9 protein-coding genes and 1 pseudogene are annotated in these 13,313 nt (G+C 60.0%); 5 read left to right on the forward strand and 5 right to left on the reverse strand.

Translation table 11 applies throughout. The features are described 5' to 3' along the window. The first annotated feature begins 84 nt into the window (after positions 1-84). The 5 genes from Q9R30_RS15155 to Q9R30_RS15175 are packed head-to-tail and all read left to right on the forward strand — an operon-like array spanning position 85 to position 6,381. Positions 85-1,524, forward strand: coding sequence for an amidohydrolase family protein (locus Q9R30_RS15155; protein WP_311218087.1), 1,440 nt, complete (start codon positions 85-87; stop codon positions 1,522-1,524). Positions 1,525-1,559: 35 nt separating this feature from the next. Next, complete coding sequence (gene urtA / locus Q9R30_RS15160; RefSeq protein WP_311218088.1) at positions 1,560-2,819, forward strand: urea ABC transporter substrate-binding protein; 1,260 nt, start codon at positions 1,560-1,562, stop codon at positions 2,817-2,819. A 49-nt stretch (positions 2,820-2,868) separates the two neighbouring features. Next, the gene (urtB, locus tag Q9R30_RS15165; RefSeq protein ID WP_311218089.1) at positions 2,869-3,753 is read left to right on the forward strand and encodes an urea ABC transporter permease subunit UrtB; all 885 of its coding nucleotides are present in this window, start codon (positions 2,869-2,871) and stop codon (positions 3,751-3,753) included. Then, positions 3,750-5,684 (forward strand): urea ABC transporter permease subunit UrtC, encoded by a 1,935-nt coding sequence (urtC, locus tag Q9R30_RS15170; RefSeq protein WP_311218090.1) that lies wholly within the window; start codon positions 3,750-3,752, stop codon positions 5,682-5,684. The genes urtB and urtC overlap by 4 nt, the downstream gene beginning before the upstream one ends. Further along, positions 5,677-6,381: an ATP-binding cassette domain-containing protein gene (locus Q9R30_RS15175; protein WP_311218091.1), complete on the forward strand. Its 705-nt coding sequence runs from the start codon at positions 5,677-5,679 to the stop codon at positions 6,379-6,381. Before urtC ends, Q9R30_RS15175 begins: the two co-directional genes overlap by 8 nt. Here Q9R30_RS15175 and Q9R30_RS15180 read toward each other — a convergent pair. The 5 genes and pseudogenes from Q9R30_RS15180 to Q9R30_RS15200 all read right to left on the reverse strand — a co-directional run bounded on the left by Q9R30_RS15180 (position 6,378) and on the right by Q9R30_RS15200 (position 13,313). Continuing rightward, on the reverse strand, positions 6,378-7,079 hold the full coding sequence (locus Q9R30_RS15180; RefSeq protein ID WP_311218092.1) for a TetR/AcrR family transcriptional regulator: 702 nt from the start codon (positions 7,077-7,079) through the stop codon (positions 6,378-6,380). The two genes, Q9R30_RS15175 and Q9R30_RS15180, sit on opposite strands and share 4 nt — an antisense overlap. 378 nt (positions 7,080-7,457) lie before the next feature. After that, positions 7,458-8,903: pseudogene (locus Q9R30_RS15185) on the reverse strand (IS1380 family transposase). Positions 8,904-9,651: 748 nt separating this feature from the next. Further along, positions 9,652-10,971, reverse strand: coding sequence for a 2-hydroxycarboxylate transporter family protein (locus Q9R30_RS15190; RefSeq protein ID WP_311218093.1), 1,320 nt, complete (start codon positions 10,969-10,971; stop codon positions 9,652-9,654). A 58-nt stretch (positions 10,972-11,029) separates the two neighbouring features. After that, positions 11,030-12,208: a glycerate kinase gene (locus tag Q9R30_RS15195; protein WP_311218094.1), complete on the reverse strand. Its 1,179-nt coding sequence runs from the start codon at positions 12,206-12,208 to the stop codon at positions 11,030-11,032. Position 12,209: 1 nt separating this feature from the next. Continuing rightward, entirely contained in the window at positions 12,210-13,313 is a 1,104-nt protein-coding gene (locus tag Q9R30_RS15200; RefSeq protein WP_311218095.1) for a tartrate dehydrogenase, read from the reverse strand.

Consider the following 13,313-nt stretch of genomic DNA (forward strand, 5'->3'; position numbering starts at 1 on the left):
TCACATTCAGGAAACACTCAGGAAATATCAGTGGGTGAATATTGAGTAAACGCTCAATATACAGAATGAAGGATGGGAGCTGAAGTGTCTGAATACGACATCGCATTCGTGAACGCGACCGTTATCGTGGGTGACGGATCGGTTCTTAAGCGACACACTGTCGCTGTCAAGGACGGCCGGATCGCGGCAGTGAGCGCCGTGGCCAATGAGCCAATTGAAGCCGGCGAGGTCGTTGACTGTGAGGGCAAATGGTTGATGCCCGGCATGATCGATGTCCATACCCACACGGCGATGTGGGGCGGCGAGACTGACTGGGGGAACATTCTCGACACCCCTGACGAATACCTCATGGTGCGGGCAGCAACTTACCTTCCTTGGTGGCTCGAGGCTGGCTTCACCACGGTGATGGATGGCCTTGCCCGCCGCGACCTTTCCTATGAGCTTCGTCGGGCACAGCGCGACGGCCTTGTCACTGGCCCCAGGCTTCTGGTGGCTGGCCACTCGATCGTTGCCACTGGAGCCCGTGGATCGTTCTTTGGTCCACGCGAGGTCTCAGGATCCGATGAAGCACTTCGTGCAGCGCGCGAATCGACAGCAATCTACCGGAATGCCGACGCTGTGAAGCTTATGTGCACCTCCGAGGTCCTGACTGGCCAAATGGAGTCGCGCGTTCAGCTCATTGACTCCGAACTTGCAGCTGCAGTGGACGAGGCCCACCGCTCAGGGGTTCCGGTTCACTGCCACGCTTATGGCGGTCCGGGCGTGAAGGCGGCTATTGAACAGGGCGTTGATGTAATTGTCCACGGACAGCCGATCGGTTGGGAACCCGGGCCGTCCAACGACCCGTCCATCTGGCAGAGCAGCCGCCGGATCGACGGCGGTAAGTATGCAGACACTGATTATTCGGGCAACTACCAGTTGATGGTTGAGCGAGGAACAATCTGGGCGCCAACCCTCAGCTACTACGACCTGATCCGAAACCACCACTGGGATGAGTTCCGTTCGGCTGTAAACCCGTTCATCTGCTCTCGGGTCGACGCCGTCGCCACAGCGATGGAGGAAAACTTCCGCCGGGCACACGAAGCCGGTGTCAAGATCGCCTGCGCCACTGACTCGGGCATGCCCTTCACCTATCACGGCGACTCGGCCTACGAACTTGAACTCTACGTCCGTTACGGCATGACACCCATGGAGGCCATCGTCTCTGCGACAAAGACCGCTGCTGAGGCCCTGTGGCTGGAGGACCGTGTTGGAACGGTCGAGATCGGAAAGAGTGCCGATCTCCTTGTGCTCAACCAGGATCCGACCAAAGACATTCGCGTGCTTCAGCGGAAGGGCGACGTCATCGAGCGCACCTACCTCGAGGGCAGACTCCTCTCGGTCAGCGGGAAGGTAGTTGTTCCGACTCGCGAGACGGTTCTCGGACAACTCCGCCAGCTCGAAACGCTTGAGGAGATGCTGGGCCACCGGTCTCCCTACCTGACAGGAGCTCTGGGGAAACGCATCACCCTGCCGTGCTGCTAGTCGGCCAGCACATCGACCATTACGGAGGAAACAAGATGATGAAGTACTCAGCAGGAAAGTATCGGGTGGCTGCATCGATCACTGTCGCCGCCTTGGCATTGGCCCTCAGTGCTTGTGGCTCAAGGGTGGGTGAGAACACCGATACTCTGGCAAAGTCCTGCCTTGATACCGGCAGCAGCGAGATCAAGATCGGATCACTTAACTCACTGTCGGGGACTATGGCAATCAGCGAAGTATCTGTGCGCGATGCAATAAAACTAGCCGTGGACGAAATCAACGCCGCCGGTGGCGTTCTCGGTAAGAGGATCGAGATTGTTGCTGAGGACGGTGCATCGAACCCAGCCGTTTTCGCCGAGAAGGCCGAAAAATTAATTAAGAGTGACTGCGTGGCAGCCACATTCGGGGGTTGGACCTCTACCAGCCGTAAGGCGATGCTCCCGGTTTTTGAGCGCAATAACTCCTTGCTCTATTACCCCGTCCAGTACGAGGGGCTGGAAGCCTCCCGCAACATCTTTTACGCGGGCGCGACGACTAACCAGCAAGTAATTCCGGCACTCGACTATCTGCGCGAGACCAAGGCGGTGAAGTCTCTGTACCTGGTGGGAAGCGACTCCGTGTTCAGCCACACCAGCAGCCGGATCATCCGCGCCTACGCTGCTCAATACGGCATCACGGTCACGGGAGAAGACTACACAGCGTTCGGCGCCAACGACTTCACAACCATCGTGAACAAGATCAAGTCTTCAGGAACTGACGCGGTGATCAGCATGATCAATGGAGACTCCAACGTTGCCTTTTACCGGGAATACAAAAATAACGGTTTGGTCCCGGAAACGACCCCGGTCGTGTCGACCTCGATCGCCGAGGAAGAAGTGAAAGGCATCGGCTCAGAATACTTGGCAGGCCAGTTCACGGCCTGGAACTACTTTCAAACAATCAACACACCGGAGAACAAGAAGTTTGTCGCAGCATGGAAGAACGCATACGGCGAGGATCGTCCAACAAGCGATCCGGTCGAATCCGCCTATACCTCTGTCTATCTTTGGAAGAACACCGTCGAAAAGGCGAAGAGCTTTCTTGTCAATGACGTCCTCGGGGCTGCCGAGGGCGTTTCGTTCGCCGCCCCCGGTGGCGAAGTCTCGGTCAACGGCGAAAACCACCACGTGACCAAGACCGCGGTGGTAGGTGTGGTCCGTGATGACGGGCTTATCTACCCGGTCTGGACGACAAACACACCGGTCCAACCGGACCCATTCCTTAAGACATACCCGTGGGCGAAGAGCCTGGGCCAATAAGTAGGGATGACACGAGGGACTTGTAGAAGCAATCGAACGGAAATATGAAATGGACCCGTTACTTAGTCAGGCCGTTGCCGGCGTCAGCTTGGGCTCGATCCTCCTTTTGGCGGCCTTAGGTCTGTCATTGACATTCGGTCAAATGGGAGTGATCAACATGGCCCATGGTGAGTTCATCATGGCCGGTTGCTACACCACATTCGTCGTCCAGCAACTGATCGGCAACCCGACTATCGCTCTGGTCGTGTCGCTTGCGGCCGGGTTCGCCGTCGCGGGACTGCTGGGAGGGCTGCTTGAGATCAGCCTCATTCGGCGCATGTACCATCGGCCCCTTGACACTTTGCTGGTGACGTTCGGGGTAGGCCTGGTTCTGCAACAGGCGGCCCGAGACATATTCGGCGCCCCGGCGGTCAACGTCCTAACGCCCCTGTGGCTGCAGGGATCGGTCGAAGCATTTGGAATGGAGATACCCAGCAGTCGTCTTTTCATCCTCGCCCTTGCAGTCCTGGCAGTCCTCACTCTGGGGGCAGTGCTCCAGTACACCCCACTCGGGCGAAGAGTCCGCGCCGTCGTCCAGAACCGCGACCTCGCCGAGAGTAGCGGCATCCCCACTCGGCGCATCGACCTCGCCTCATTTGTCATCGGCTCCGGCCTGGCTGGTATTGCAGGTGTAGCTCTAACCTTGGTTGGGGCAACCAGCCCCACCATCGGTCAGAGCTACATCGTTGACGCCTTTCTCGTGGTCGTGGCCGGTGGCCTTGGAAACTTGCGTGGTGCCATCATTGCAGCATTCGCCGTCGGCCTGATGAACGCCTACGTCGAGTTCTGGACAACAGCCTCACTGTCAAAGGTCATCGTTTTCCTGGCAATCATCGCCTTCCTTCAGATCCGCCCACAGGGCTTGTTCGCCCTGAAGACGAGGAGCCTCCTGTGAGCTTCAAGATCCATTCCTTCCACAGGGGCGCCACAGGCTTGGCCGGCCCTGTTCTGGCAGCTGTAGGCCTCTTTGCCCTCGCCCCAGTGGCGCTCAGCGACTTTCGCCTTAGTCTCCTTGCGAAGTTCCTTTGCTACGCCCTCGTGGGTGTCGGGATCGCCCTGGCGTGGGGGCGTGGTGGAATGCTCACCCTCGGTCAAGGCATCTATTTCGGCCTGGGCGCCTATCTTATGGCCATGCACCTTCTTCTCTCTGATGCTGCAGCCACTGGTGCAACTGTCCCGGACTTCATGCTCATTGAGGGGACCCGTGAACTACCGTGGTTTTGGCAACCTTTCACATCAGGGGCCTTTTCGATCGTGATGATTCTGACGATTCCACCGCTCATCGCTTTGCTGCTGGGCTTGGCAGTCTTCCGACGCCGTGTGAAGGGTGCGTACTTCGCCATCCTGAGCCAGGCGCTGGCCCTTGCATTCAGCGTCTTCATCACCGGTCAGGCCGCAGTTGGTGGGGCAAACGGCTTGAGCAATTTCACAGGCTTCTTCGGATTCGATCTCAGCGATCCCGCCAACGACAGAATGCTCTACTTCCTCGTTGCTGGTGCCGTATTCGTCTCTTGGATATTGCTGCGCCATCTCCTTCGGGCTCGCTACGGTGAACTCCTAATCGCCGTGCGGGACCGGGAGGAGCGAGTCCGCTTCCTTGGATACGACCCGGTGAGGATCAAGCTCGTCGCCTACGTCATCTCCGCATTCCTTGCAGGGGTTGCCGGAGCCTTGTTCGCCCCCATTGTTGGAATTATCAGCCCCCAAGACATCGGAGTCACCGCGTCACTAGCCTTCGTGATCGGCGTCGCGATTGGCGGACGAGCCTCCCTTGCTGGGGCAGCTTTAGGTGTTGTTGCAGTCGCGTGGGCAGGGAGCCTGCTCTCCGAGTCCTTCCCCGCCCAGTGGACCTACGCGCAAGGAATCATTTTCATTGCGGTAGTGGGATTTTTGCCCGCAGGCTTCGCTAGCATTGCCGGAATTCGACGTTGGCGAAGCAGCCGCCCTCTCAAAGATCGCAGCTTCACCATTCCATCTTCGCCTCCGACTCTTGCTGACCGCTCAGAACTGGGCGGCGACACATTCGAATCCGGAAGTACCACGTCTGCAGAGTTGGCGGTCCGGGACCTTCAAGTAACCTTCGATGGATTCAAAGCCGTAGACGGAGTCAACCTGGACGTGAGGCCCGGAGAAATCCGGTTCCTGATCGGCCCCAACGGTGCCGGGAAGACCACCCTAATCGATGCGATCACGGGCATTGCCCCGTCCACAGGGTCTGTGACCCTGGGGGGCCAAGAGGTATCAGGCGCAAAAAGCCATCAACTGTCCCGGCTGGGAGTCGGTCGCACATTCCAAACCGCGAGTGTCTTTGAGGAACTGACCGTCCTACAGAATCTCGACATCGCCGCTGGCCATGGCCGAAGCGCCGCACAACTTTTCAAACGGCGCCGAACAGTTGAACCCATCATTGAGTCGGCCCTTGCTACGACAAATCTGTCAGACCAAATAAACCAGAAGGCCGGAACTCTGTCCCATGGTCAGAAACAGTGGCTCGAAATAGCCATGCTACTTGTTCAGGACGCGAAGCTCCTGCTCCTCGACGAGCCCGTCGCCGGCATGAGTCACGACGAGAGAACTCGGACCGGGGAGCTTCTGCGCCGGATCTGCCGCGATCGTACAGTCCTCGTTGTTGAGCACGACATGGACTTCATGCGTGAATACGCGACGAAAGTCACGGTCCTCCATGCGGGGCGTGTCCTTGCTGAGGGAACGGTCGAGGCCGTACAGAACGACCCGCAAGTTCGGGAAGTTTACCTGGGAACCACTGCCCATGAAACTGCTTCTGCGACCCTCAAGGGGCAGTCCGAGAAGGAGACCAATGCTTGAGATCATCGACCTGTCCGTTGGCTATGGGCGCACTGAAGTCGTTCACGGGACATCCATTGTGGTGCCCAGCTCGGGAGTGGTAGCCATGATGGGGCACAACGGAGCCGGAAAATCGACCCTCCTACGGGCGACTATCGGTCTCCTGCCCCCCACCCGCGGCTCGGTCATCTTTGAAGGGGAGGAGTTGACCGGGCTTCGGCCCTCCGATCGCGTATCCCGAGGGTTGGCGTATGTGCCGCAAGGACAACAGTCCTTTGGACAATTGACGGTAGACGAGAATCTACAGCTCATTGCGGACGGACGCCGTCGGGGTAGACAACTGATCGACGAAGCATTCGACCTATTCCCTGCATTGGTCAGACTAAGGTCTCGACGCGCGGGCCTGCTTTCTGGGGGACAGCGTCAGCAACTCGCGATTGCCCGCGCCCTCATCACTTCGCCCAAGATGTTGATTCTTGATGAGCCCACTGAAGGGATTCAGCCGTCCGTAGTTGAGGAGATCGAAGAGACAATCCTCCGGCTCTCAGGTGCTGGTCTCGGAGTTCTCTTGGTCGAGCAGCACATTGGGTTTGCAGTGGGGGCAGCTGAGACCTACTACGTCCTCGAGCGCGGCATGGTCACGCGCTCAGGATCGGGAGGCGCAGTGCGCGATACGGCAACAGTTGAAGCTGAGGTGCGCGGGGCCATGGTCATCTAAGCCCAAGAGGATGGAAACCACTTTAGAAGATGTTCCGGCATTACTGCTTTGACCAACCTGCGTGCGCTTGCATCCAGGTCGTCTGAAACTTCAACAATGCCGCAGAGCCGCAATACTGCTCGTCCAATTCTTTCAGGCGTGTCTTCATCGACGAGCCCATCCCAACGAAGGTTAATGGCTGAAACAGCAAGCCTGTAAGGGAGATCGCCACAGTCCTCAATTCCCGATTCTGCAGTCACGACTCCTGCGTATCGGATGTAGGCTTCCCGCAGCTCATGACGATCAGCCTGAAACGGTTCCAGCTCAGGAGCCCGGGCTTCAGGGAGGAGATCCAAAGCGCCTAGGTTCCAGCGCAGTCTGGTAAGAACTCCGACATCGCCTACCGTGAGGGCATACAACATAGCAGCGCCGTCTATGTCTTCATCCAGGGCAAATGTGTCTAGAGCAGTGACCATTTGGAGGCCGGGACGAACGCCCTCCTCCAAGAGGGTCTTTAGAAGGTTTAGCTTCGAACCAAAATGATGATAAATGGCGTTCTGCTGCACACCCACCGCGCTAGCAATTTTTGCCATGCTCGTGGCTGAAAAGCCGCGTGCTGTGAAAAACTCCGCTGCTGCATCAAGGATCTCTTCCCGTGTCCCTTTGCCTTCACGGACCGGAGGCTTATTCCTAGGGCGTCCCGGCCCAGGTACGCTCATAAATCCTCTTTTCGTAGCAAGCACTTGACTCCATCCTAAGCACGCTCAGGGATAGATAAGCGCAGGTCTAGCATGACAAGCTCCTTTCACAGACCGAACAAGTGGAATAGACAGGCACTCCTGCGGCCAGCACTCCGAGTCGGGAGTTCTAGCAGCTACTGCAACTCCCGCTCTTTGACAGTCGATAATGGATATTCCGTCAACTAGCCTCGATTTTTCATGACGGTCGGGTGGGCCGTCGGATCCTGGCCTGGTTTTGGTCCGGAGCGGATTTTGTGGTTTTGGGCGCGCTGATTAGGCCTGTTGTCGCTGGTAGGGCGCCGGTTCCACGTCTCCGGTGGGTCGTGCTGGTGGTTATTGGGGCTGGCCTGGTGGTTCTCAGACCAGGAGTGGGTCCCGCTGGCGGAGGCTGTTTTTCAGTGTGGCTGTCGCGGCCAGGAGCGTGGTGATTGTGTCGGTTTCCGGTGCTTTGTCGGGGATCAGCAGACTGGTTCGTCGGGTCCGGGTGATGAGTTTCCCGGCGGTCGCGAAGAGCCGGTAGCGCCAGCGTTTGATGTCCCATCCGCGGGCTTTATGCCCGGTGGGCAGCGCGGCCAGCTGCAGCCAGGACACGAGGTTCATGGCCAGGGCGGCTATGTTGGCCCAGGTCTGGTTGGCGTGGAAATCGAAGAACGGCAGCTTCCCGAGCCCGGTGTTCTTCAGAGTCTTGATGCGGTTCTCACATCGTCCCCTGGCCCGGTGCCGGGCATCAAGGGCCGGGCCGTGCCAGATGGGTGAGTTCGTCAGGAAAGCGGTGACGCGGTGCCCGTCCAGATCCAGCAGCGTGGCCTGCGCGCCGGGGTGAAGGGGCTCGGCACGCAGGTAGAGGTTCGTTCGTTCCGGGCGGGTAGTCGGTGAGGCCGAGGACATCGGTGGCGTTAATGACCCACGCGTCCGTGCGTTTGTCCCCTGCCTGGTCGAGCGCGGGCTGCCAGTACTGCTTATCGTTGATCCACGCCACCATGTTGGCCTTCATCACCGGGACCGGATAGGAGACGCTGAACTGCACGCCCAAGGATGAGAGGTAGTGCAGGAATTTCCGGGATGCTCCGGCGCTGTCGGTGCGCACGAGGATTTTTTCGCCGATACGTTTTCCGTGTTCGTCGTAGAAGCCGTCCGGGAGTTGGGCGATGGCGTGGGTGAAGACCTTGATGTGGTCCTGGGCGCTGTTGGCCCCGGCATTACCCGGACGCAGGAGCGCCGCCAGGATCTCCCCGCCGCCATTGCCCGTGCCGTAATCGACGCTGGCGATAAACGGAGCGAACCCATACCCGCCCTTGTAGGTTCCGACGGCTTGTTCTTTGTCGCTATGGGACGTGACGAGGGTGGCATCCAGATCGATGGTCAGCGGCTCATGGACGGTGGCCTTCAATGCCGGGGGTTCCGATCCTGCGCAGCTTCCCACGCCCGTGAACGTAACTCCCGCGTCAAGGTCGCGAAGCCGTAGCTGAAGAGATCCGGGTTGGTCACGGTCCGCTCAAAGAACCGCGAGACCGTCGCGTTCGAGGCAACCTTCCCGAAAACCCCGGCCCCGGCCCGCAGGATGTCCAGGTCGGAGACGTGTTCACCGCCGCTGGCGAGCATGACCGCTAACGAGCCCAGGATTGTGCCGGGCCGGTGCCATGCCCCGGACGGGACGAACTGGCTCAAACGGTCCTCACAGAGGTCCCGGAACCCGAGCGCGTCGACAAAGGACGTCACCACGTTCAGCCCGGCGTGGGAGACCAGCGACTGCTCCGTCGTGGCGACAGGAAGGCATGGGAAAACGCGGGTATTCTTAGACATCAGAAAGGTGCTTCTTTCAGCCGGTGGATTCAGTGCGTCGACAACACTATTTTTCCAGCTCAGAAGCACCTTTCGTCGTCTTAACACACCCGGCAGGCGGCACCCTCATGAAAACCCTGGGCTAGCTATCGGGTTAGGGCCCAGGGGAGCAGAAACCGTAGGGGTGTCTCCTACCCGCCGCACCCGTCCAGGTTCTCGGAGATCGCCTCGCCGAAGAGCCGCATTGGACGGCTTGGCAGACAGCGCGGGGCCACTTGCGGCCGCCGATCGGCCGGCCTCACCTGGCACGAAACTCGAAGCAACGTTCGGCGTGGCGTCAGAATGGGGCGAAATTTCCGTTTTATTGACAGTCGCTCATGATGTTCTAAAATCCCACCCTGACAGTCGAATGGCAGGAAACCGAGGTGCGGCAGCCCGAGAATCATCGAATAGGCCAAAGAATCGGGACTCGATGAGACTCGCTTTGCGGCAGGAGCTGACGAAGTCCCCTCTTGCGGCTCGACAGGTGTCTGAGAACAAGGCCGAAGCCCCCCACCGGCAGGTGAATCCTCCCTTGCGAGACCGCCTTTACGTCAGGCTGGGGTTTGCCCTAAGTGGACGAGCGGACGGTATAGGGCGAAGTGGTAGGCAGCTTGGAGACGCTACGCAGTTGCGGCACCACCAAGCCGAAGCTGGATGCAGAAAAGCGGAGGAATCGTCTCGGTTCCTCCGCTTTTCTGCACCTGCTACGTGAGTAAGGAGTATCTCGTCAGGAAGCCGTTAGGTGGATGAGTGATGCGGCGGAGATGACGGTGGTGACGCCGCCGATGCGTGTTGAGATTTGGGCGAAGGGCATGAGGTTCATGCGGTTGGAGGCGGAGAGGATGGCGACGTCGCCGGTGCCGCCGAGCCCGCTGTGGCAGACGGTGACGAGGGATGCGTCGACGGGGTACATGCCCAGGGCCTTGCCGACGTAGAAGCCAACGACTGCCATGGTGATGACGACGGCCATGCAGGTGATGATGTAGCCGATGGACAGGACGCTGATGACATCTGCCATGGGCACGTAGAGCATGCCGAGTCCGATCATGGTCGGGTAGATCAGGTGCTTAGAGATGATGACGTACACGGCGCGGGCTGAGCCCTCGACACTGGCGGGGACAATGCCGGCAACCTTGAGGATCACGGAGAAGACGATGACCAGGATCGGGGCGGGAAGGTGCAGGATCGGTTCGGCCAGGCTGCCCAGGACATACATGCCGCAGATCAGTAGGATGCCCATGGCGTAGTTAGGGTTGGCTGGAACGGCGTCGTGGTCGGTGTCGTGGACCTCTTCGGCTTTGGCGCCGGGCTTGGGCTTGACGAGCAGGCCGCCGCCGTCGAGTTCACTCTTACGCTCACCGAGACGGCGGAGCAGGCCGGCGATGATGATGGCGACGATGTTGCCGATGACTGCTGCCGGGATGAGCTGGGCAATGTAGTCTTTCGGGTCTCCGCCGAGAGCGTTGGCGTAGGCGGCGGAGAGGGGGATGACGCCTTCGCCGATGCCGCCGCCGATGATGGGCACAACGATGTAGAACAGGGCGCGTTCGAAGCTGTAACCGAACAGCATGGCAACGCCAAGTCCTGCGGCCACTGCTGCGACTGTTCCGGCGAGCAGGGGCGGGAAGATGCGGACAAGTGCCCGGAGCATGGTGCTGCGGTGCATGCCGAGGATGCTGCCGACGACCAGGGTGCAGATGACGAAGTAGAGGAAGTTGGCCTCTTTCATCAGGGCCGTGGTGGCTTCAAGCATGTTGCTGTTGAACGCACCGAAGTACACCAGCAGTGAAGGCACCAGAAGGCAGACCAGCGCGCCGCCGCCGATTTTGGAGATGACAGGGAGCCAGTTACCCAGGGGTCCGAGCAGCATGCCGAACGCAGTGATGATGGCCAGACCGCCGATCATGTTGGCGGGGATGGCTTCGAATACGCCGGCAGTGATGATGATGCCTGCCATCAGGACCGGAACGATCAGCGGAACCCCGCCGAGCATGAACCGGGAGGATTTTACCGGGCCTGCTTCCGTGCTTTCTATGGTGGTGCTCATGGTCGACTCTCGCTTCATTGGGAGGGCAGGGCGCTTCGGCCCCACTGTGGTGGGCTTGCTAGTGCGCGGCCGTTAGGGGCTGCAGTTTATGGACAGTGATCTGGGTCGCCAGTTCTTCCAGCAACGGTCCAGCGTTGCTGATGGCGGTGCAGAGGTCAGGTGCTATGTCGGTGAGCGCGTGCACGGCGTCGAAGTCCGGGTACCTTGGCTCGTTTGTGAGCAGGCTCGACCCGCAGACGGCTACGGCAGGAATATTGTGCCGGGCGGCAGCTGCCAGCACTCCTGTAGGGGCTTTTCCCTGGAAACTCTGGTCGTCAAGTCTACCTTCACCGGTAATGACAAGATCGGCCCCCACTAGATGCGTTTCGAAGTCCAGCATCTCCAGGACGAGCTCGATGCCGGGGCGTGCGGTGGCTCCGAGCACAGCCAAAGCGGCGTATCCAATGCCGCCGGCCGCCCCGGCCCCAGGGTAATGGGCAACCTCCGTGGAGACCTTCGAGGCGAAGTGGCTGAGTGCCCAGTCAAGGACTTTGACGTCCTCATTGTCTGCACCTTTTTGAGGGCCGTAGACGGCTGCGGCGCCGTTGGGACCGTGGAGGGGGTTAGTGACGTCGGTGGCCAGGATGATCTCGGTGTCGTGGATCCTGCTATCAAGTCCGGACAGGTCCACGTGTTCCAGGTCCAGCAGGCTGACGCCTCCGGGGTAGAGGATGGCGCCTGAGCCGTCTTTTAAGGAGACGCCGAGGGCCTGCAGCATGCCGGCTCCGCCGTCGGTGCAGGCGCTTCCGCCTAGGCCGATGATGATGCGGCGGGCGCCGGCGTCAAGGGCGGCCAGGATGGCGTCGCCTACGCCCCTGCTGGTAGCAGCCAGAGGGTTGGGCGTCCGGTTCCCGCGCATGGCCAGGCCTGACGTGAGGGCTGTTTCGATGACTGCCGTGCCGTCCTTGATCGCGATTGCCGATCGCTGCAGGTCGTTGTCCGGTCCAGTCACCATGATTTCACGCGAGGTGTATCCGTTGGCGAGGAAGGCATCGAGCGTCCCGTCCCCTCCGTCGGCTACGGGCAGTTCAATGGTGTGGATTCCGGGCATTGACTTCCGCAGGCCGTTGGCGATTCCGCGGGCGACTTCGGATGCAGTCAGAGAGCCTTTGAACTTGTCCGGGGCGATGATGACGGACAGCCCTGCCGGGTCTCGGTCTCGGCCCGGGGTGTTCGTCTCGGACGGCGCGGCGGTCAATTTATTTTCCTGCTTCGGTCAGGGCGACGGTGGTGATTTCCCCGGCAACGGTCTTGCCGAGGATTTCGGTGGTGGCTTCGCCGCCGAGGTCGGGGGTGAGGATGTGGCTGCCGCCGCGTGCAAGGACGTTTTCGAAGCCTTGCTGAACGGCCGCTGCGGCCTGGCGTTCGCCGAGGTGATCGAGCATCATGGCTGCGCTCCAGATCTGGCCGATCGGGTTGGCGATGCCCTTGCCGGCGATGTCCGGTGCCGAGCCGTGGACTGGCTCGAAGAGGCTGGGGAATTTGCGTTCGGGGTTGATGTTGCCGCTGGGTGCGATGCCTATGGTTCCGGTGCAGGCCGGACCCAGGTCCGAGAGGATATCGCCGAAGAGGTTGCTGGCGACGACGACGTCGAACCAGTCCGGGTGCATGACGAAGTTAGCCGTGAGGATGTCGATGTGGTACTTATCCACGTTCACGTTGCTGAAGCGTTTGGCCATCTCTTCCACGCGTTCGTCCCAGTAGGGCATGGAGATGGAGATGCCGTTGCTCTTGGTGGCGGAGGTGAGGTGCTTCTTCGGGCGGGTCTGTGCCAGGTCGAACGCGTACTTCAGGATGCGGTCAACGCCGGTGCGGGTCATGACGGTTTCCTGCATGACGGTTTCGCGGTCGGTGCCTTCGAAGATCTTTCCGCCGATGCTGGAGTATTCGCCTTCGGTGTTTTCCCGGACCACGTAGAAGTCCACGTCGCCGGGGACCCGGCCGGCCAGCGGGCTGTCCATGCCTGCGAGCAGCTTCACAGGGCGCAGGCTGACGTACTGGTCAAAACCCCTGCGGAACTGAAGCAGGCTGCCCCACAGGGAGACGTGGTCCGGAACAACTTCAGGCCAACCCACGGCGCCGAAGAAGATCGCGTCGTAGGTGCTGAGCTCCTCGAACCAGTTGTCCGGCATCATCTTGCCGTGCTTGGTGTAGTAGTCGGCGTTGGCGTAGTCAAACTGGGTGGTTTCCAGCTTGAAGTCGAACGCTTCCGAGGCCGCCTCAAGGGCGCGCAGTCCTTCGGGAACAACTTCCTGCCCGATGCCGTCGCCGGCGATTACTGCGATGCGGTGGGTATTAGTCAT

This window comes from Arthrobacter sp. AB6 (assembly GCF_031844545.1).
In the GTDB taxonomy this organism is placed as follows: domain Bacteria; phylum Actinomycetota; class Actinomycetes; order Actinomycetales; family Micrococcaceae; genus Arthrobacter.

Coding starts and splice junctions, on each gene's coding strand:
- urtA (WP_311218088.1), top strand. CDS start 1,560: ATGATGAAGTACTCAGCAGGAAAGTATCGGGTGGCTGCATCGATCACT.
- urtB (WP_311218089.1), top strand. CDS start 2,869: ATGGACCCGTTACTTAGTCAGGCCGTTGCCGGCGTCAGCTTGGGCTCG.
- Q9R30_RS15175 (WP_311218091.1), top strand. CDS start 5,677: ATGCTTGAGATCATCGACCTGTCCGTTGGCTATGGGCGCACTGAAGTC.
- Q9R30_RS15180 (WP_311218092.1), bottom strand. CDS start 7,079: ATGAGCGTACCTGGGCCGGGACGCCCTAGGAATAAGCCTCCGGTCCGT.
- Q9R30_RS15190 (WP_311218093.1), bottom strand. CDS start 10,971: ATGAGCACCACCATAGAAAGCACGGAAGCAGGCCCGGTAAAATCCTCC.
- Q9R30_RS15200 (WP_311218095.1), bottom strand. CDS start 13,313: ATGACTAATACCCACCGCATCGCAGTAATCGCCGGCGACGGCATCGGG.